This is a genomic window from Peribacillus muralis (genome assembly GCF_001439925.1).
Classification (GTDB): Bacteria; Bacillota; Bacilli; order Bacillales; family DSM-1321; genus Peribacillus; species Peribacillus muralis.
The window spans coordinates 238,095-258,553 of the sequence record NZ_LMBV01000004.1; the positions used below are offsets into that span (position 1 = coordinate 238,095).

Annotated in this window: 21 protein-coding genes and 1 pseudogene; 15 read left to right on the top strand and 7 right to left on the bottom strand. The window is 41.7% G+C overall.

Annotated features, from left to right (window positions below):
* Positions 1-109 precede the first annotated feature (109 nt).
* On the bottom strand, positions 110-244 hold the full coding sequence (locus tag ASU00_RS24985; protein WP_152983704.1) for a YuzL family protein: 135 nt from the start codon (positions 242-244) through the stop codon (positions 110-112).
* A gap of 98 nt (positions 245-342) precedes the next feature.
* Between ASU00_RS24985 and ASU00_RS07665 the strand changes: the two genes are divergently transcribed.
* A complete protein-coding gene (locus ASU00_RS07665; RefSeq protein WP_057912858.1) occupies positions 343-594 on the top strand; it encodes a YkuS family protein in 252 nt (83 codons plus the stop codon).
* Positions 595-640: 46 nt separating this feature from the next.
* On the opposite strand, the gene ASU00_RS07670 is transcribed toward ASU00_RS07665, so the two are convergent.
* Complete coding sequence (locus tag ASU00_RS07670; RefSeq protein ID WP_057912859.1) at positions 641-1,096, bottom strand: OsmC family protein; 456 nt, start codon at positions 1,094-1,096, stop codon at positions 641-643.
* A 247-nt stretch (positions 1,097-1,343) separates the two neighbouring features.
* Here ASU00_RS07670 and ASU00_RS07675 point away from each other — a divergent pair, with 247 nt between their 5' ends.
* Genes ASU00_RS07675 through ASU00_RS07685 form a run of 3 tightly spaced genes read left to right on the top strand, consistent with a single transcriptional unit; the run spans position 1,344 to position 3,638 of the window.
* On the top strand, positions 1,344-2,105 hold the full coding sequence (locus tag ASU00_RS07675) for an SDR family oxidoreductase (RefSeq protein ID WP_236712662.1): 762 nt from the start codon (positions 1,344-1,346) through the stop codon (positions 2,103-2,105).
* Positions 2,106-2,128: 23 nt separating this feature from the next.
* Complete coding sequence (locus ASU00_RS07680; RefSeq protein ID WP_057912861.1) at positions 2,129-2,593, top strand: hypothetical protein; 465 nt, start codon at positions 2,129-2,131, stop codon at positions 2,591-2,593.
* On the top strand, positions 2,586-3,638 hold the full coding sequence (locus tag ASU00_RS07685; RefSeq protein WP_236712641.1) for an alpha/beta fold hydrolase: 1,053 nt from the start codon (positions 2,586-2,588) through the stop codon (positions 3,636-3,638). The genes ASU00_RS07680 and ASU00_RS07685 overlap by 8 nt, the downstream gene beginning before the upstream one ends.
* A 155-nt stretch (positions 3,639-3,793) precedes the next feature.
* Here the strand turns inward: ASU00_RS07685 and ASU00_RS07690 are convergent, their stop codons facing one another.
* Positions 3,794-4,393 carry a nitroreductase family protein gene (locus ASU00_RS07690; RefSeq protein ID WP_057912862.1) on the bottom strand — a complete coding sequence of 200 codons (600 nt, stop codon included), beginning with the start codon at positions 4,391-4,393 and terminating at the stop codon, positions 3,794-3,796.
* Between the two features lie 238 nt (positions 4,394-4,631).
* Between ASU00_RS07690 and ASU00_RS07695 the strand changes: the two genes are divergently transcribed.
* From ASU00_RS07695 to ASU00_RS07710, 4 genes are read left to right on the top strand one after another with little or no spacing between them, the layout of a single operon-like run.
* Positions 4,632-5,609, top strand: coding sequence for a ring-cleaving dioxygenase (locus tag ASU00_RS07695; protein WP_057912863.1), 978 nt, complete (start codon positions 4,632-4,634; stop codon positions 5,607-5,609).
* A gap of 21 nt (positions 5,610-5,630) precedes the next feature.
* Positions 5,631-6,581, top strand: coding sequence for a ring-cleaving dioxygenase (locus tag ASU00_RS07700; RefSeq protein WP_057912864.1), 951 nt, complete (start codon positions 5,631-5,633; stop codon positions 6,579-6,581).
* Complete coding sequence (locus ASU00_RS07705; RefSeq protein ID WP_057912865.1) at positions 6,578-7,186, top strand: alpha/beta hydrolase; 609 nt, start codon at positions 6,578-6,580, stop codon at positions 7,184-7,186. Before ASU00_RS07700 ends, ASU00_RS07705 begins: the two co-directional genes overlap by 4 nt.
* A 20-nt stretch (positions 7,187-7,206) precedes the next feature.
* Entirely contained in the window at positions 7,207-7,815 is a 609-nt protein-coding gene (locus ASU00_RS07710) for a flavin reductase family protein (protein WP_057912866.1), read from the top strand.
* Between the two features lie 328 nt (positions 7,816-8,143).
* On the opposite strand, the gene ASU00_RS07715 is transcribed toward ASU00_RS07710, so the two are convergent.
* Entirely contained in the window at positions 8,144-8,740 is a 597-nt protein-coding gene (locus tag ASU00_RS07715; protein WP_057912867.1) for a hypothetical protein, read from the bottom strand.
* Between the two features lie 149 nt (positions 8,741-8,889).
* On the opposite strand from ASU00_RS07715, the gene ASU00_RS07720 reads away from it, so the two are divergent.
* From ASU00_RS07720 to ASU00_RS07735, 4 genes are all read left to right on the top strand, one after another.
* Positions 8,890-9,333 carry a CoxG family protein gene (locus ASU00_RS07720; RefSeq protein ID WP_057912868.1) on the top strand — a complete coding sequence of 148 codons (444 nt, stop codon included), beginning with the start codon at positions 8,890-8,892 and terminating at the stop codon, positions 9,331-9,333.
* A gap of 237 nt (positions 9,334-9,570) precedes the next feature.
* A complete protein-coding gene (gene cls, locus ASU00_RS07725; RefSeq protein ID WP_057912869.1) occupies positions 9,571-11,028 on the top strand; it encodes a cardiolipin synthase in 1,458 nt (485 codons plus the stop codon).
* Between the two features lie 82 nt (positions 11,029-11,110).
* Entirely contained in the window at positions 11,111-11,860 is a 750-nt protein-coding gene (locus ASU00_RS07730) for a (S)-benzoin forming benzil reductase (protein WP_161809710.1), read from the top strand.
* 151 nt (positions 11,861-12,011) lie between these two features.
* The gene (locus ASU00_RS07735) at positions 12,012-13,274 is read left to right on the top strand and encodes a glycosyl hydrolase family 18 protein (protein ID WP_057912871.1); all 1,263 of its coding nucleotides are present in this window, start codon (positions 12,012-12,014) and stop codon (positions 13,272-13,274) included.
* Positions 13,275-13,675: 401 nt separating this feature from the next.
* Here ASU00_RS07735 and ASU00_RS07740 read toward each other — a convergent pair whose 3' ends face one another.
* Entirely contained in the window at positions 13,676-14,878 is a 1,203-nt protein-coding gene (locus ASU00_RS07740) for an MFS transporter (RefSeq protein ID WP_057912872.1), read from the bottom strand.
* A 216-nt stretch (positions 14,879-15,094) separates the two neighbouring features.
* Here ASU00_RS07740 and ASU00_RS07745 point away from each other — a divergent pair, with 216 nt between their 5' ends.
* Positions 15,095-16,810, top strand: coding sequence for an ABC transporter ATP-binding protein (locus ASU00_RS07745; RefSeq protein ID WP_057912873.1), 1,716 nt, complete (start codon positions 15,095-15,097; stop codon positions 16,808-16,810).
* Between the two features lie 173 nt (positions 16,811-16,983).
* Here the strand turns inward: ASU00_RS07745 and ASU00_RS26890 are convergent.
* Together ASU00_RS26890 and ASU00_RS07755 are read right to left on the bottom strand one after the other, a co-directional pair.
* A pseudogene (locus tag ASU00_RS26890) lies at positions 16,984-17,278 on the bottom strand (transposase); the annotation flags it as partial.
* 175 nt (positions 17,279-17,453) lie between these two features.
* Positions 17,454-18,371 (bottom strand): DMT family transporter, encoded by a 918-nt coding sequence (locus ASU00_RS07755; protein WP_057912875.1) that lies wholly within the window; start codon positions 18,369-18,371, stop codon positions 17,454-17,456.
* A 345-nt stretch (positions 18,372-18,716) separates the two neighbouring features.
* Here ASU00_RS07755 and ASU00_RS07760 point away from each other — a divergent pair, with 345 nt between their 5' ends.
* Both ASU00_RS07760 and ASU00_RS07765 read left to right on the top strand, forming a co-directional pair.
* Positions 18,717-19,676, top strand: a complete 960-nt coding sequence (locus ASU00_RS07760) for a sugar kinase (RefSeq protein WP_082630197.1) — start codon at positions 18,717-18,719, stop codon at positions 19,674-19,676.
* A 155-nt stretch (positions 19,677-19,831) separates the two neighbouring features.
* A complete protein-coding gene (locus ASU00_RS07765) occupies positions 19,832-20,455 on the top strand; it encodes a bifunctional 2-keto-4-hydroxyglutarate aldolase/2-keto-3-deoxy-6-phosphogluconate aldolase (protein ID WP_057912876.1) in 624 nt (207 codons plus the stop codon).
* Positions 20,456-20,459 lie beyond the last annotated feature (4 nt).

The following is a 20,459-nucleotide window of genomic DNA, read 5'->3' on the forward strand; positions in this document are numbered from 1 at the left end:
GGAGCGGGTCATGGTGTCAACATGGAACGAACCATTCCGCACCTGTTAATAATGTAAAACAGAAAACGCTTGGTTATTCACCAAGCATTTTTGTAATGATTGATTTTTCTCAAGAACGCTTTTGCTTTTTAAGGGAAGAGGGCTGAGTGAAGGACCCGGTCTCCTTTGTAGTGGTACCTTGTCCCTCTACCTGAGCAGAACCTAAACGAGTTTGCGTGGCATCTTTTTTGTTTTTTCCATTCATGTTTATCACCTCGAGATTACTTTCCCTATTTCCTTAGCGTTTTATACATATATTGACGGGGAAAAGGACAGGTTAGCAAGTAGAGGAGGTGTGTGTTCATGTCAAAAATCGGTGTTGAAGAATCATTAACGAACATTCAGGAAGCACTTCGCGAAAAAGGTTTTGATGTTGTGGAGATTAAACAAGAAGCTGACGCTAAAAACCTGGATTGTTGCGTAGTAACAGGGATGGAAAGCAATGTGATGGGAATCAGCGATCCTTCGATTAAAGCGTCCATCATTGACGCCAATGGCTTAACGGCTGATGAAGTGTGCAATAAGGTTGAAGATAAGCTGAATGCAATTCAATAGTTCACAAAAAAGGCCTAACCTTATTCGAGGTTAGGCCTTTTTTTGGTCACGGTTGTTGGGCTATGGAAATGGTTGCGTTCAGTTCCACTTCTACATTGCCTTTGATCGCCCTCGAAATCATACATGATGATTCAGCTTTTTCAGCAAGTTTCCTCGCTTTTTCGGCTACTTTTTCAGAAGTGTCCGGTGCCAATACAAGTGTCGGGCGATGGATGATTTTCTTATAGGTGAATACACCGTTTGTAACATCGACCAAGGCTTCGGATTGCATGGTCAAGCTGTCCTTTTTGATGGAGCTTCTTTCCAGCATGGCTGCCAAGGTGATGATATAGCAGGTAGAGGCAGCTCCAAGCAGCATTTCATCAGGATTCGTGCCCTTACCAGGTCCCTCCATTTCGGTGGGGATACTTATCTCGGTCTGAAGATTGCCTGAATGGATTTTACCAGTATCATTTCTGCCGCCAGGCCATGAAGCGGTTAAGTGAAAGTGATGCATCGTCATAGTAAAAAAACCTCCTTCGTATGTCCTTAGTCTAAACGATAAAGCCGGTTAAGTATGTAATTTTGCTCCTTGTCTTGAGGGCAAATTGGAAATAGCCAAATAAGGAGAAGGGTTAGTGAAACAAAAGGCTGAGGCATTAGGCTATTTTAAGCACAATATCGGTCAAGCTTTTCTATAATGATATAGATAAGTATCTCCATAATAATTCATGATAGAAAGGGCTGAGAAGTTGACTACTTTGAGTGATATGTTCGATTTAACTAATAAAACGGCTATCGTTACCGGAGGCGGCAGAGGTTTGGGCAAGCAGATCGCCATGGCATTGGGAGAGGCAGGGGCAAATATCGTCATTGCATCCCGGAATCTTTCAGTGTGCATCGAAGCATGTGAGGAGCTGAAAGGACTGGGTGTCAAAGCCATTGCCCTTGAATGTGATATCACCAATGAGGCTGACGTTGATTCTGTCGTAAAAGAGACCGTTGCTCAATTCGGCACTATTGATATTTTGGTCAATAATAGCGGAACGTCCTGGTCAGGTCCGTTGCTAGATCTTCCTAAGGATAAGTGGGAGAAAGTAATGAATGTCAATATTACAGGGACATTCTTATTTTCACAGGCGGTTGCAAGAGTCATGAAGGAGCAAAATTCCGGGAAAATCATCAATATTGCATCCGTCTCGGGTCTTGGCGGGACGTTTCCAGAACTATTGGATACTATTGCTTATAACACGAGTAAGGGCGCAGTCATAACGATGACAAAGGACTTAGGAGTCAAGCTAGCTAGATATAACATCCAAGTCAATGCGATAGCACCAGGTTTTTTTCCGACGAAGATCACGAAGAAAATTCTTGAAAAATCCAACTATGACATACTCGGAAAAACCCCTGCCCACCGATTTGGCAATGAATCTGATTTAAAAGGGGCCGCTGTATTTTTGGCTTCAAAGGCTTCGGATTATATGGTGGGACATGTTTTGACCATTGACGGGGGAATATCTGCTTTAGTATAAACGGAGAAGAAAGGAAGATATATATGGCGGAAAAAACGGATTTATATAAAGGTCTTAAATTACTTGGCTCACAAAAAGAGCAGCAGTTGAATGAGAAGTTGAAAAGCTTGCTGAATAATCGCAGTTTATTGGAATCGGTAAGCGATAATGCGCAGCTTCAGGTCCCAAGAATAAATAGGATGCAGGAAGCTTCGGAAAGAATGTCAATCATCATGAATTATCCAACAAAAAAAGACGTGGCAAGTGTTGCAAAATTAGTCATCCAGCTTGAGGGAAAAATTGACAGGTTAGAAGAAATGCTTTCATCCCTTGAAAAGAACAAGCATGTAAAAATCGAGGGTTCTTCATCACGGGGAAAGAAGAAATCAAGAGGGAGTTCCACTGAAAAGGAAGGGAATAAAAAAAGGATACTGGATTTTATCCATGATTCATTGTTGTTAAGTGCACAGTTACCTGAGGTCAATGGACAGAGGAATACGAATGTCTAAACGGAAAACACCGGGAAATAAACCTGGGATGAAACCCAAATGGAAGCACTTTTTGGATATTCCCAATCAACCTATGCCTGAAATGGGACTTACACCGAAAATACAGGTGTGGAAGAAAAATAAATCTACATTGTGGCACTATCCGTCGGCACAAAAAAAATATGCTGTGCCGGTTTTTCTCATTTATTCACTTATCAATACTCCTTTAATTCTTGATTTGTCGCCAGGCAATAGCTTAATAGAGTCATTCGTTAATGAAGGATTTGACGTGTATTTGCTTGATTTCGGGAGTCCGGGATTTGAGGATGGCGAAATTTCGATCGACGATTATATCGTCGATTATGTTCAAAATGGGGTAAAGCGTGCTCTCCGCCATTCAGGAGCATCGGAAATTACCGTGATGGGGTTTTGTCTTGGGGGCACGATATCCGCCATTTATGCAGCCATTGCAGACGAGCCGATCAAGAATTTAATCCTCTCCGTTACCCCGATAGACTTCAGTTCCTCACAATTTTTCGATCAGTGGCAGGAAGCCTTGAAAGAAGGTACAGCGGATTTCGACGACACGATTGATATTTATCAAACGATTCCAGCCAGTGCGGTTAAATATGGGATTCGCTTAATTACCTCTCCCGTCTATCTATCACCTTATTTATCATTATTGAATCAAGCCGATGACGAGAAATATGTACAAAATTGGCGACGTTTCAATGCCTGGACTAATGGACATGTCCCATTGTCGGGAGCGGCAGCAAAACAAATAACAAAAGATCTTCTAATAGAGAATCGTTTGGTTAAAGGCAAATTTAAGGTGCGAGGAAAAAAAGCGAAGTTATCGAGGATTGATGCGAATGTCTTGGTCGTTGCAAGTAAGTATGATCGTTTGGTTCCTCAAGAAATGATTTACCCGATCATGGAGCAATTAACATGTAAGGATAAGACATATAAAGTATTGGAAAGTGGACATGCTTCCAAGCAATATTCAGGGAGTTTACCATCTTATTTGAAGGAGTGGCTACCAGAGCGTTCTTCTCCTATTCAATAATATGGATAGGAAGATGGGAGGAGCCGCATGGGTAAATTCGAAATTGAAAAGATAGCGATGATGCCATTGACATTATAAAGATGCTTTGCAGCAATAGCTGATCGTTAGTATATATCATAGGGGCTGGTTCTGACATAGAGCCAGCCCCCCTTGCATTATTGATAATATTTCACTCGATCTTCAATGGGTGTGAAGGCTTTATCACCAGGTTCTGCAGTGGGCTTCCCAAACGGCATTTGTGCAATGAGCTTCCAATGGGGGGATATGTCCCATGTTTTTCTCACTTCATCATCAATTAATGGGTTATAATGCTGAAGACTGGCTCCAAAGCCCTCAATTTCCAATGAAGTCCATACGACAAACTGTAAAATGCCAGAAGATTGGTTCGACCAGATAGGAAAGTTTTCTGCGTATGTTTTGTATTGCATTTGAAGTGCATCAATAATAGCCTGATCTTCAAAGAACAACACCGTACCATAGGCGTTTTTGAAAGATTGTATTTTTCCCTCTGTTTTAGCGAAATCCTTTTTCTTGACGTTCATACGTAATGTGTCTTTCGTAATTTCCCATAAATGATCGTGGTTTTGACCAGTTAATACCACAAGTCTGGCGCTTTGGGAGTTGAAAGCGGATGGGGAATATTGCAGGGCATGATCGATAACTTCTTTAATCCTTTTATCAGGAACAACCGTCTCCTTGCTAAGAGAATAATATGAGCGTCTATCTTCTATTGCGAGAAAAAAATCTTTAGTCAACTATTGCACCTCCGTCATCTATACGAGCCTTATTTTGACCTTATTTTCATTTTTTTATGTTTTGGAAAATTTGCAGTCAGGAAAGGTTGACAAAGATGTGATTATCATTTATCTTTAAATCAAGATATTTTTATTAAAGGTATTATTCATCATGTTAAATATCTCGAATTCGAGATATTAGTTGGCATTAATGTTTCTTCTTAAGGAAAGATTGATAATGAAGATAGGAGTGATACGGATGGAACTAAGGGGATTGCACCATGTTTCGGCCATTACAGCAAAAGCGGGAAACAATTTTGAATTCTACACGAAAGTGTTGGGAATGAGATTGATCAAAAAAACGGTGAATCAAGATGATACAAATGTGTATCACTTATTTTATGGCGATCATATCGGATCGCCGGGTACGGAACTGACGTTTTTCGAAATTCCCCATGCTGCAAGAACGCATGAAGGAAATAATAGCATTTCAGAAATTTCTTTAAGAGTGAGCAGTGATGACGCGCTCGCATTTTGGAAAAAACGTTTTGTCGAATACGGTGTGGAGCATGAAGGAGTAACCACGCGGTTTCAGCGGAGGGTCCTGCCCTTTAAAGATCCGGAAGGTCAAAGGCTTGTACTTGTATCCGACCAGGAAAACAAGGGCGTACAAGGAGGAATTCCCTGGGAAGGCAGCCCTGTACCGCAAGAGTATTTCATCCTTGGTTTAGGGCCAGTTAAGCTCACCGTGCCCAATATTGAACCGACAGAAGTGGTTCTTACTGAATTGCTCGGGTTCAGGAAATCAGGCACATATCCATCGTCTATTAGCGGACAAAATCCGATTGTCGTTTACGAGACAGGTGAGGGTGGAACAGGAGCGGAAATCCACATTGAAGAAAGGACAGATATCCCCCGTGAACGACTAGGGAGGGGCGGGGTGCACCACGTCGCATTTAGGGTCGATGATGAAGGGAAATTGAGAAAATGGATTGAGAAAATTAATGAATCCAGTTTCGTCAATTCGGGATATGTGGACCGCTTTTATTTTCGATCACTCTATTTTAGGGAGCCGAATGGCATATTATTTGAACTAGCTACTGATGGACCAGGATTTGCAGTGGATGAAACAGAGCAGCACCTAGGTGAAAATCTTGCTTTACCACCTTTTTTAGAATCCAAGCGAAAAGAAATAGAGTCAAAGCTAAAACCACTGAATACAAAATCAACCTATTGATCAATGAAAGGAAGTATCGGCATGATTAAGCAAACGGCTGGAATTCATCATATTACTGCAATTGTTGGTGATCCTCAAGAGAATGTAGATTTTTATGCTGGCATATTGGGAATGAGGATGGTAAAGAAAACGGTCAATTTCGATGATCCAGGCACTTATCATTTATACTTTGGTGATGAATCGGGTTCCCCGGGCTCGATCATCACGTTCTTTCCTTGGCCTGCGGCCTACAAAGGCCAAATCGGTTCTGGTCAGGTTGGGACAACAACCTATGCCGTTCCGGAAGGTTCGATGGATTTTTGGGAAAGGCGATTGACTAAGTTCAAAATTGATTACGAAAAAACGAGCCGGTACGGCGAAGATTATGTGCAATTTCAAGATTCACATGGCTTACAACTTGAACTGGTTGAACGCAAGGAAGGTAAAAATAGTGAATGGTCTTTTGGCGGGGTTCCATCTGATAAGGCTATTAAAGGATTTGGTGGTGCAGTATTATTGTCTGAAGAGCCGACCAAAACGAGTGAATTATTAGAAAAGGTATTGGGCCTGCAAAAAATAGGGGAAGAGGGAGAATACATCCGTTTCAAATCCATTTCAGACATCGGCAATGTAATCGATGTGAAAAAAACGGTTTTGCCAACTGGTAAAATGGGAGTGGGAGTGGTTCATCATCTTGCATGGCGTGCGAATGATGATGAAGATCATAAAGAATGGAGATTGCATATTGCAAATCATGGATATGGAGTGACTCCATTTAAAGACAGGCAATACTTCGAGGCGATTTATTTTCGGGAAGATGGGGGCTTGCTCTTTGAAGTTGCAACGGATCCGCCTGGATTCGCTCATGATGAACCGAAGGAAACGATGGGCAGTAAATTAATGTTGCCTCCTTGGCTTGAAGGGAAAAGGGAAATCATGGAAAGAACATTGTTGCCGGCAGTGCCGAGAGTGTTGGAGGAGGATGAAGCATGAAGCATATTTTTCAAAAAGGAAGTAATTCAGAAGCCCCGTTACTTTTGCTTTTACATGGAACGGGAGGAACGGAAACAGATCTCCTGCCGTTAGCCGAAATGGTTTCACCTGGATCTTCGGTATTGAGTGTAAGGGGAAATGTGCTCGAAAACGGCATGCCCCGTTTTTTCCGACGGTTAGCTGAAGGGATTTTTGATGAAGAAGACTTGATATACCGTACAAAGGAACTTTATGATTACTTGGAATTTGCATCTAAGGAGTATGGATTCGATAAAAGCAAGGTGGTGGCATTAGGCTATTCCAATGGAGCCAATATAGCTGCAAGCTTGATGTTCCATTATGAGGGGGCGTTGCAAGGAGCGATTCTTCATCATCCGATGGTCCCGAGACGGGGGATTACTTTACCAGTACTTTCAGGTATGCCTGTATTTATCGCTGCTGGGAAAAATGATCCGATTTGCCCGGCCCAAGAAACGAACGAACTTAATCAACTGTTAGCACAAGCGGGTGCTAAGGTGGATATTCACTGGGAAAGCTACGGCCATCAGCTAACGCGCTCAGAGGTTGAAGCAGCTGGTTCATGGTTTAATAAGAACTTTCTATAAGAAAGCAAAGGGGGATAAAAATGATTTCCGTAAATCCTGATAGTCTAACGGAAAGGGAAAATTATAAGTTTTTGACTGGAAGCATAATCCCAAGACCTATAGCCCTTGTTACGACCAAATCTCTAATTGGAACAATCAACGTAGCGCCGTTCAGTTTTTTTAACATTGTCAGTTCCAATCCTCCGATGATTTCGATTTCTGTCCAACGGAAAGAAGGAGTTTCAAAGGATACCGCGAGAAATGCCATCCAAACTGGTGAATTCGTCGTTCATATTACCGATGAAGATAATGTTGCGGATGCTAATCAAACGGCTAAGGAACTCCCTCCTGAAGAAAGTGAGCTTGGATTGACGAGTTTTACGGTCACTGATAGTGATGTCGTATCCGTACAAGGGTTACTTCAAGCGAAAGTGCGCTTTGAATGTACTTTGGAGAAGGCCATACCCTTAGCAGGTACCGTTGATAAACCTGGCTGTGACTTATTGATAGGGAAAATAGTCCGCTATCACATAAAGCCGGATATTTACCATAATGGACGGATTGACCAGCATGGGTTGAAGCCCGTAGCCAGATTAGCGGGACAGACTTATACAAAACTGGGCGAATTATTTGAATTTGTTCGTCCTTAAATAGACAAAAAGGTTTCGGAATGGTCTTCGTTCCGAAACCTTTTTCATTTTTACAAGTTTTCAAGCAAAGTGGAATGGAACGGAAGGTGCGAGACTCCTGCGGGAGTGCGAGTCCAGGGGAGACCCCGCAGGCGTAAACGCCAAGGAGGCTCCCGGACCGCCCGCGGAAAGCGAGTACCTGCAGTGCAATGAAACGGAATAGTTATCAACTCATGTGTTTATTTATCATTTTTCTTTTTTTTAAAACGACCTGTCCTAATTCAGTTCCCCCATTTTACGTTTAGGGTGTTGTCAATCAGAAATTTCGTCACTGAAGGTTTAACTCATATTATTCGATTCTAGTGATGATAAGGGAGGGTGATGTATATGTCGCCGCACCGTGGCCTGTCGAAGTACTCCTGAATCGGAGCGTAACGACATCATTACTGTTCAATGATTTGATAATGCCCTTACCTATCGAGCCAACCTGAGCTAACGTGGCTGCTACGCCTGAAAAGTTTGTAATGGAATAACTACTGAAGCTAGTCGGATCTTCCGTTCCATTTACGTTCAGGGCAACATCTACAACACGGCTGGAGCCAGCAAGCAAAGTAGAAGTAACCGCTAGTGCAACGTTTAGATTATATTGAATGATGTATATGCCAGATGCTGAGACCGAGACGGTGTTTGCAGATAAATTTACCGTAGTGTTCAACGATGGGCCAGAAGAAGTAAAATCAACAAGCGATCCAGCGGATACAGGGCCATTGGCATTCGATCCGTAAACAGAGCCATATGCCAAAACGCCGGATCCGTTAATTCCTACTGGCCCGATTGGCCCGCTGAATGCTTGATTATTCATCTCAAAAAGATTGGCAAGATTATTAGTAGTTCCATTGCCGCTTTCCCAAGAGTTCGATGTCAATTTTGACCTATCATCTGTCATCTCGGCCATCCTTTCAAAAAAATGTCTTTACTGCATAATATGTAATAGTATAGAAATGCTCTGGACACTTTACAGATTTTCGATTCTAGTCTCCCTAATTCAGCCATACATTAAAAGGATGGAAGGGAAATGATGAAGGGGGAACTGATTTGTCAGAAGGTCTGCATAGTATTAAATTACCTGTATCAATCGAAACCGTATGGGATTTTGTCAGTGTCATCGACCGATGGGCACCGCTTGTTCCAGGATATATCAACCATGAGATGATAGGTGATGGCACACTATTATGGGAGTTTAAAGGCGATCTCGGATTGATGAAAAAGAAAATCAAGCTTGAAGTAACTATAGTGGAGTGGAACGAACCTGATAAGGTTACATTCAAACTTAGGGGGTTGAATGAAAAATTTGATGGGTATGGCTATTTTTTAGCTGAACAATATGGGATGTCAGAGACTAAAATGACTGGCTGCCTGGCGATTATGGCAAAAGGTGCAAAAGCACCTATTGCTAATGCTTTGTTAAAAACCTACGTTCCCCAAATGACGATCGAGTTTTCTGAAGCCATAGCAAAAAATCTACTTTTGCCCAAATGAATATACATACCGATTTATAGGCACTTGCCAATCATGCCTATCGACTATGTATCATAAGATTATTTGCTATAGGTATGGCAGGAGGTCGGCCTCACACGGAATATGAATCGTTTCGGGCCTGGGAAGGGAGGAACTATTTTGTGAATTCTTTGATTTCCGGTTCTACTAAGCAATTTCTTTGATATAAAGAATTTGCATGTTATCCTTAAAGGGATAAAAATTGAGTGAGGGTATGCTATGGAATTTACACATGTTACATCAGTTTTGCTCGGTCTCGTTATCATTCTTAATATATTATTCGCAACGATCGTTATATTTTTTGAAAGAAGAGAAGCGAGCACGACTTGGGCATGGTTATTGGTATTATATTTTTTGCCTGTCATCGGTTTTGTTTTATATCTTCTTTTTGGAACAAGTCTGAGGCACGCCCACCTATTCCAATGGGAGGATAAGAAGAAGATCGGAATCGAAGAAATTTTGGATAAACAGATGCAGGAGCTTTCAACGGAGCATTTTCCGTTTCGAAATACTTCATCAAGTAATTATCGTGATCTGATCTATATGCATCTACGTAACAATGATGCCGTTCTTACGGAAGATAACCAGGTCGATATATTTACGGAAGGTAAAAAGAAGTTTGACCAGCTTTTTAAAGATATCGAAGCGGCAGAGAACCATATTCATATACAATATTACATCATTCAAAGAGACGACCTTGGCAAACGGTTCATTGAAGCTTTGACTAAAAAGGCTAATGAAGGTGTAAAAGTTCGCCTGCTGTATGACGAGTTGGGATCGAGGGGCATGACAAAAAGTTTTTTTAAGGAATTTAAGCAGGCTGGTGGTCGAGTAGAAGCATTTTTCCCATCCAAGTTGAAGTTCATTAATTTACGATTGAATTTCCGTAACCACCGAAAGCTCGTCATCATTGATGGAGAGATAGGGTATGTTGGCGGATTCAATGTTGGTGATGAATATTTAGGGCTTAATCCTAAATTCGGTTATTGGCGTGATACACATCTCCGAATAAAGGGTTCTGCCGTCAAAGCCATCCAAACCCGTTTTATCCTGGATTGGAATCAGGCATCGAAGCACCATGATATCACTTATCAGCCCCACTACTTTCCTACGCTAGCGCCTCAAGGCAATATAGACTTGCAAATCGTGACGAGTGGTCCGGATTCTGAATGGGAACAAATTAAAAATGGCTATATTAAATTAATTTCTTCTGCTAAAAAATCGATTCTCATTCAAACTCCTTACTTCATACCGGATGCAAGTTTATTGGATGCTCTCAGAATTGCCAGCTTGTCAGGATTAGATGTAAAAATCATGATACCGAATAAACCAGATCACCTTTTCGTGTATTGGGCAACCACATTCAATGCAGGGCAACTATTAAGAGCTGGAGCCAAGATATACATCTACGATAACGGATTCATCCATGCGAAGATGATCGTCGTGGATGAAGAGGTATCTTCCGTTGGGACTGCTAACATTGATGTCCGCAGTTTTAAATTGAATTTTGAAGTCAATGCCTTCATTTATGACGATGAGATGGCTAAAAAGCTGACCAGGTTTTTTTATAAAGATGTCGAAGTTTGCAGGCAGCTTACAATTGAAGAATTTGAAAAACGATCGAAATGGATCCGCTTTAAAGAATCGATTGCAAGGCTATTATCACCTATTTTATAACCATTAAATGAAGCGGTCCCATACATGAGGGGCCGCTTTTTTTGATACAATGATTGGTGTCGAAAAAAAAGGGGGATATATCGTGAAAACTTTTATCATAACGGGAGCATCAAAAGGATTAGGGGCTGACATTGCCAAGCGGTGTTTGCACTCCGGTGATCATTGCATATTGATAGCTCGGACAGTCAATCCTGAGTTCGCTGGGCTCGCTAGCCAATTCGGGACGAAACTTACCTTTATTAGAACAGACTTACAGGAAACAGAAAAGCTAAGTCCGTTAGTCAAGGAAATTCTCACTGAAGCTGATGAAAAAAGTGATTTGTATTTTATTAATAATGCAGGGGTCATTGACCCAATTAAGCCTATTGGAAACCTTGGCCACGAACGTCTGGAATTCAGCATGAAGGTTAATTTCATGGCACCGATCGTATTGACCGATGAATTCATTAAGCAAACCAAGGATTCCGACAGAAAGAAGGTAGTGGTCAACATTTCATCAGGAGCAGCAAAAAATCCATACCATGGTTGGGCGGCATACTGCAGTACGAAGGCGGGGCTTGAAATGTTCACAAGGGTTGCAGGATTGGAACAAGATAAAGCACCTTTTCCTGTGTCCCTCATTTCTTTTTCACCTGGTGTAATGGACACGGAGATGCAAGGAACGATCCGGTTAGCAGACAAAAACGACTTTGCCGATCGAGACAAATTTCATGAATATAAAGAAAAGGGCATGCTAAGGAGCCCTGAGTTGGTAGCTGAAAAACTATTGCAGCTACTTGAAATGGAAGAATTGGAGAATGGGAAGTTCTATGATATTAAAGATTTACTTTGACGGATGACAGGAAGCGTTGCACTCATCGCCTGCACATGAAAAGATGAGGAAAGAGACGATTGGATATTCATCGCCATGAATTTGCGGTAATTCGTTCTAACCAAATACCTGAATATCATAAACTTCTTGAAGGGAGTTTGGAGGGGTGTAAATGACGATCATTGTTGTGGATAAAGGTGATAGTCTTTGGGAAATAGCCGCTAAAAATCAAGTAACCCCATCTAGGATCATTGAAGTCAATGGACTGGAATCAACTGGTTTGATTCCTGGCCTGGCATTGTATATTCCTGATGCAGTTGTCGCAAATCGAAGATATATCATCAGAAGCATGGATACGCTCTCTGCAATTGCCCGTCGTTTCGGAACGAACGTATCGTCCATCATCAAAGCCAATTCAGGCATTGTCGCAAGCTCGTTAAAGGTCGGCACGGAAATTTTGATTCCGTCTCCTTACAAAAACCAATTGATCACGCTTGGGTTTGCCTTTCCAACAGCAGGCGGTGTGGTGTTTGAAGCTCTTGAAGAGAATGGGAATAAATTAACCTATTTAGCAATTGTGGCTTATTCCTTTACCCGGGAGGGCTATGTTTACGTCAATGGTGATGATCGACCTCTTATAGCTAAATGCATACAGACCGGGGTGACGCCACTTTTGATGCTCCGTAACTTTCAGAACGGTGATTTTGATGCCGATTTGGCGGGTGAAGTTCTCACCAGTTCAGTATCCAGGCGGAATTTAATCAATAGTTTGCTAAATTTCGTCAAAGACAAAGGATATGGGGGAGTCAGTATGGATATCGAATTCATTCCTCCGGCAAGACGTTCCGATTATGTGCTTTTGTTAAAGGAATTAAAGGCAGAGTTGAACGAATTAATCTTACATGTGAACGTACATGCAAAAACAGCCGATAATCCTGACAATCGAATTGTCGGCGGGCACGACTATCGGGGAATTGGGGAGGCAGCGGATCTTGTTGCTGTTATGACCATTGATTATGGGTACCCAACTGGTCCACCGGAACCGATTTCCCCACTTTGGTGGATGGTCGAGGTGCTCCGCTATGCCTTGACGAATATACCTGCTTATAAATTACAGGCAGCATTCCCTATGTATGGATATGACTGGATCGTACCGAGCCTTGAAACGAAAGCTTTATCAGCTCAAAATGCGCAAAATCTGGCGATTGCGACTGGAACCGAAATCTCTTTTGAGACGACAGCAGCATCCCCTACCTATTCTTATCGGAGAGAGGATGCCAACCACGTCGTTTGGTTTGAAGATATTCGTTCGATAAGCGCAAAATATGAAATGATCGACGCTTATGATCTTATTGGTGCAACGTATTGGCAAATCGGTTTGGCATTTCCGCAGAATTGGGCGTTTATGGATCAAAACATAGTGATTATCAAATAGAATGATTCCATGGAGAAAGAGAGAGGATCATGTCTAGATCCTCTCTAAATTCTGTGAGTACCTTAGTAGCTCACCCTTTGGGCAAAGATAACAAACACAATGTTCAACCTACACATATTTTCATTTGCAATAAAGGGGTAAAAAATATGGTTTCTTTAAAATAGGAAGCTTGTTTTCGCCGGTGTTCCAAAACAATAAAGACTTTAGGGCTTTAGCTTGAAGTAAAAACAAAGTGGATTGGAGCGGGTGTGCGAGACTCCTGCTTAGAAAAGCGAGTGCCTTTGCTACAATCTTTGTTCAATTGGTGCATCATAAAAAAATGTAGACAAACTCGATTTTCATCCAGTTTGTCTACAATGTGAAAGGAGCCTTAATCAAGGCTCCTTTTCCGTTATAATGTGTTAAACCCTCTCCCTTCGCAGGTCTTTTCTTTTAAAAACGGCATAAATAAAAGCCAGGAACACGAGCGCGGAAGAAAATTGAAAGGTTGTTTTGACACTATAAGCTTCCGTTATATATCCTAATAACAAGACGGAACCGGCAAATGTAAGGTTTAATACCGCGCCCCAAACGGCATAAATTTTGGCTAATGTCTTTTCCGATGCATAATCTTGGAACAGCTTGGTGTAGATTACATCGCGGATTTGTTCAGGGAGTCCGTAGAGACATGCAAGCAACAACGACAATGCTGGCATCGTTGTTAATCCGAAAAACAGAATCAGCAAGGAATTGAGTAAAAGCCCGATGATAATGAAATGACGGGTATGTTTTTCAATGAATCTGGCAAAACGGATGACGATCAATCCACTGATGATCATGCCGATGAAGTAGCTTGTGTTAATGTATCCCCACCATTCCTCACCTAGCTGTAAGTTCTGTTCAACATAAACATATATCACGGCTGCCACCCAAACGCTTGAAGCTAAAGATGTTATGAAATCAAGCGAAATGAGGGTGCGGATGGTTGGGACTTGGCGAATTGCCAACCATCCGGATTTAATCGAATCCCAGCTGGAGCGATGTGTGTCTTCGGTAGTCTGCTCACTCAGAACTTCTATTTTCACTGCAAAGCCAGTCGATACAGTGTAAAAGATGACCGTAAGCCAAATAATGAATTGGCTGTTGGTGTTGATTAATAACAATGATCCAATTGGCCATCCCGCGAGAAAAATGGTTTGGGTGAGTATATTCAAGAAACCATTCGCCTTCATCCGTTCCTCTGTTGGTACCAATTGAGGAACCAAAGCTGCGCTTACAGGGGCAGCGACTCCATCCAATAATGAGATTGCAGCAATGAAGCAAATGACGACAATGGCCGAATCTTGACTGAAATGCAGGGTGATTCCGAGGATAATGAGCAAGATCGTCTTCCACCATTGTGATTGGACAAGGATCCTTTTTAAGGATAATTTGTCGATAACGAGTGGTGCAAGCAAACTACTGATAAACCGGAAAATCGTTGTGGTGAACGGAAGCAAGCTCAAATAAAAGGCCGATCCCGTAATGGCATATATAAATGAAATCAACCCGACGACATAAAATATATCACCGAGATTTGCAAATGCTTGCCCGACCCATAGAAAGCGAAACGATTTGTTTTTCATGAATACCATCCTTATAAGAGAATAATTGATTTAGGTTTAATAGAATGGTTGTTATCGTTACATTGGATTCACTCCTAGGTAAGTTTACAATGTGTCGGGCCGGTCTGGTTTATATAGATGATTTTACCATAATTCATTAAATGAAACGGTAATACTTGCTGAATATCCAATATGGAATTATACTCCTTAGTATATGTAAAAAAGGAGAAAAATTTGATGATTCGACGTTTTGCTTCATATTATCTGCCGCATAAGCGGTTATTCATTATCGACTTCCTTAGTGCAGTCATTGTTGCTGTACTTGAACTTGCCTTTCCTCTCGCGGTTCAGTGGTTTATAGATACACTGCTGCCTGGCGAGGATTGGTCTGCAATTGTTACTGTCAGTGCAGGATTATTGTTGATTTATATCATTAGTACCTTCCTGCAATTCATTGTAGGGTATTGGGGTCACAAACTAGGCATTAATATTGAGACGGATATGCGTGAGGAATTATTCCAACATGTGCAAAAGCAGTCTTTCCGCTTTTTTGACAACACGAAAACCGGCCATATCATGAGCCGTATCACCAATGATCTGTTCGATATCGGGGAACTCGCTCATCATGGACCAGAAGATTTGTTCATTGCCTTCATGACCTTTATCGGCGCTTTTTGGATCATGCTGACAATCAATGTGAAGCTGGCACTCGTATCTGTTTGTATATTGCCGCTCCTCGTTTTATTAATTGTCATAAGCAATTTAAAGATGAATAAAGCATGGAAGCAAATGTATACGGAGGTTGCCGATGTCAATGCCCGCGTCGAGGATAGCGTCTCAGGAGTAAGGGTCGTCCAATCCTTCACGAACGAAAAATATGAAATGGATAGGTTTTCAACGAATAATCGCAAGTTCCGCAAAGCGAAGCTCGTTGGATATAAAGTGATGTCGTTCAGCTTATCAGGTATTTACATGATGACGAGATTCATGACTTTGGCCGTGTTGGTGATGGGGGCCTGGTTAACCTATCATGGGCAGCTTTCTTCCGGGGAATTAGTGGCATTCGTATTATATGTTAACGTATTATTCAAGCCAATCGACAAAATCAGTGCTTTGATGGAGCTTTATCCAAAAGGAATGGCAGGATTCAAGCGTTTTACCGAACTTTTAGATGTTGCTCCTGATGTAGTGGACAAAGCTGATGCTATAGCAGTCCATTCGCTATTGGGCGATATATCCTTTAAAGACGTTTCTTTTAGCTATGAAGACAAAAAGACCGTATTAAAAAGTATTGACCTGAATATCAACGCTGGTGAAACGATCGCTTTTGTGGGTCCGTCCGGGGCTGGCAAAACGACGATTTGTTCATTGATCCCGCGATTTTATGATGTGAATGAAGGCTCCATTTCCATTGATGGAATCGATATCCGGGAGATGACGAAAAAGTCGTTGCGATCACAAATTGGGATTGTCCAGCAAGATGTGTTCCTTTTTACAGGAACATTAAAAGAGAACATAGCATACGGAATGCTTGATGCAACGGATGAACAGATTCATGAGGCCGCTCGCAAAGCCCATTTAGAGGCTTTCATTGCGGGACTTCCAGATGGTTATGAGACTCAAATAGGAGAGCGGGGGTTGAAGCTATCGGGAGGGCAAAAACAACGAATTGCGATAGCAAGGATGTTCTTGAAGAATCCGCCAATATTGATTCTCGATGAAGCAACCTCTGCATTAGATACCGAAACGGAAACAATCATACAGCAGGCCCTTACGGAGCTTGCCGAAAACAGAACGACACTAATCATTGCGCACCGTTTGGCAACCATTCGGAACGCTGACAAAATCATTGTGGTTACCGAAGCAGGCATTGCCGAAGAAGGCCGTCACGATGACTTGCTTATGCAGGGGGGCATTTTTGCTAATCTTCATCAACTACAATTCCAGAAATGAAAAACATGAGTTTCAGGAGATATATCAAATTTTACAATGTTTGCTGCACCAAGGACTTGGAGATACTTCAATTCCTCAGTTTGTAGACAAAAGGGGTACGGAATTTTTACATTCCGTACCCCTTTTGAATTTTTCCCTTAATGTTAAGATATTAATCCAACCAACTCTCAATGTTAGGCCATTTTTGATTCCTTACATGTCCAACTGGTCACCTTCTTTAAATTAATGGCAGCGAAAGTAAGTAGCACCTTCATTGAGAATTTTTTAAGTCCACTTTATGTAGTCCAACGCATATCATGCTTTTTTTTGCATCTGAGAAAGCAGGCTCAATCGTTTCTTTACGTTTTACATATATAGTTTTTACATCTTGGTGATGACGCAGATGATATGACCTTGCACATATGTTTGCGAGATATGTCTCATCACCACTTTTTGATATTATTTGCTATCTGTACACCGTTGTACAGATATGTAATCTCGGGTGGCATTCTTTATTTGTTGTTGAGTACAAAGACTCCCGGACTGCTTCTGGATAAGCGAGTGCCTTTCGTTACAATCAACGTTCAAGCGGTACGCACTCATAAAAAAACTATAGACAAACTCGATTTTGATCGAGTTTGTCTATAGTCTGAACTGCCTGACATCAATCAGGCAGCCTTTTGATCTTTCTTTGGAAAATCCACATTTCCATTGCCCCGGAACCGAGCAAAACGCCTAAAACGATAAAAATCAGTCCGACGAAATGTGAAGGTACAATTTCTTCGTTAAGAAAAATGACCGCCCCTACCAGCGCGAATAAGGTATTCAAGTTAAGGAATATGGAGGACTCCGCTGCCCCGACCTGGCCAATTGCATAATTATAGCTCATGTGTCCAAGCGCAGTGGCAAAAATTGCCGAAAATAAGAAAGCTCCCCACATGGAAGGAGGGGCATCTGCAAGCGAAGATAAGCCATCGGGTTCCTTCCAAAAGCTGATGGCAAAAAGAATGAAAGAACCGATTAGCATCATGTAGCCGGTCAATAACCGTGGATCCATCGTTTTCGACGCTTGGTTGATCAGAATGAAACTCAACGCCTGTGAAAGAATGGATAACAAAATATCGATATCTCCGAGATTAATAGAATGATTGCTTCCGCCTCCCGCCATAACGGTAAAACTCACACCAAGTGCGCCGCATATGAAACCAAGAAGGCGGATGATAGTGGGTTTTTGGCGAAAGAATATCATGGTCAAGATGACTGTCAATATTGGACCCATCCCCAAAATCAGCCCAGCATTGGAACCGGAAGTCCTTGACAATCCCTCTGCTAAGAAATAATGATGAAAAACGACGCTGAATAGCGCTCCGCCAAAAACGTAAATTAGCTCCCTTTTCTTAGGAAGACGCAGTAGACCAAGGTAGAAAAGGATAATAATGACTATAAGTGAAGCGGTAAAGATCCGTAATGCCGTTATCGTTACTGGCTGCGTATTCATAATGATAATTTTAAGGACGGAAACGTTTAATCCCCAAGTAATCATGATTCCTGTCAGTAATAGGTAAATTTTCGCATAACTCATTCAAAACAACCCTTCCAAAATATTTAGCAATTGATATAGTATAGCAAAGAGTGTCAATGTTAGGAAACAGGTTAACAGAAACTGCTGCATTAATAAAGAAGGAAAAGCTGTGCCCGTTTATTGATTACATATAAATATTTACAAAAAATAGCGCAAAATGAAGTTAATGATAAATTATGAAAATTTAATATTGTTTTTGGCAAGGTTTTCATTTACAATCTTTTTATAAACCGGTTTACTAATCCATACGGTTTTACTAAACCGATTTACTTAATTATTTAAGAAAGTGAGAAGATCACAACTTTAGCTTTGATTTGTGATTGTTCAAATAAAGGAGGTATTGTATTGTCATCATTAAAAAGTGGTGTATTAACGTTAGGTGATGCCATGATTACGTTAAATCCGCAACAGACCGGACCTTTAAGGTTCGTCAACCATTTTGAGAGGAAAGTGGGCGGAGCTGAGCTGAACTTCGCGATTGGCTGTGCAAGGCTTGGCATGCGGGTAAAATGGTTGAGTCGTTTAGGCAATGATGAATTTGGTAAAGTGATCTATAATTTCGCACGCGGGGAAGGCGTTGACATGGGTGATGTAGCATTTGTTAATGGACATCCTACCTCCCTTAACTTTAAAGAAATTCGCGACGATGGTTCAGGAAAAACCTTTTACTACCGCCATCAATCTCCCATTCTGACATTAGAGCCGGAAGATATAACGGAGAAGATGTTTAACGGGATCGATCTCGTCCATCTCACGGGAGTTTTTCTGGCAATTGATCCGAGGAATATACATATCGCCAAGCGTGTCATGGATTTTGCCCGAAAAAAAGATATCCGTGTTTCATTTGATCCGAATATACGGCTAAAGCTATGGTCCATCGAGGAAGCGAGAGCCGTTTATTCAGAGGTATTTCCTTATGTGGATATTTTGCTTACAGGTTTAGATGAAATAAAATCGATTACCGGAAATGACTCTGAGGTATTCTTGGCGGAATTCGCAAAAGAAAACAACATTGAACAGCTTGTCATCAAAGACGGGGAACACGGCTCAAAGCTATATACAAAAGGAAGATGGCATAAAAAAGAGGCCTTCCCTGTTACCCCGGTAGATACTGTTGGAGCAGGGGATGGGTATGATGCCGGCTATATATATGGTTATCTGCATGACCTATCGATTGAAGAAAGGTTAACATTCGCAAATGCTGTCGGGGCAATTGTCACCACTGTTTCAGGTGATAATGAAGGATTGCCATATTTGGATGAAGTACTGCCGTTCATTCACAATGAAATCGTTATTGAAAGATAGATTAGCAAGGTAGTGGAGCGGTCAAATAGCTCACTACAGATAAATCGGAGTAGTTGTACATACTTTTTTCTTAGAGACGGGAAAGAGGCGGTCAATTTTGTTGAAGGCCAACAGAAAAGGATCGTAAAGCGCTTCATCGCATTTAAGGGGGAATCATGATGGATAAGCATTCAATAATCAATCAATTAACAGAAATGAAAGTTGTCGCCGTTATCAGGGGTCAGAATGCAGAAGAAGCTGCCCAACTGTCTAAAGCAGCTGTCGAAGGTGGGGTAAGGGCCATCGAATTGACTTATACAACACCAAGGATTGAAGAAGCGTTCAAGCAACTGGAACATACGGATGCGCTTATCGGAGCAGGGTCGGTATTGGATTCTGAAACGGCCAGACATGCCATTTTAGCTGGTGCCAAATTCATTGTCAGTCCTTATTTGGTCGAAGATGTTGCCAAGCTCTGCAATCGTTATGGGATACCCTATATGCCCGGCTGCATGACTTTACGGGAAATGGCTACAGCACTTGAAGCGGGCTGTGACGTATTGAAGTTATTTCCGGCTAACCAATTTGACCCTTCGTTCATCAAGAGTGTCAATGGTCCGCTGCCTAACGTACGGATCATGCCGACAGGTGGAATTAATCTGGACAATATGAATGACTGGCTCCAAGCCGGTGCAGTTGCAACAGGGATTGGCAGTGACTTGAATAAAGCCTATAAGAGCGGAGGCTATGAAGCGGTAGTTGAATTGAGTAAACAATACATGCAGAAAATTGCTGAATAGTGGG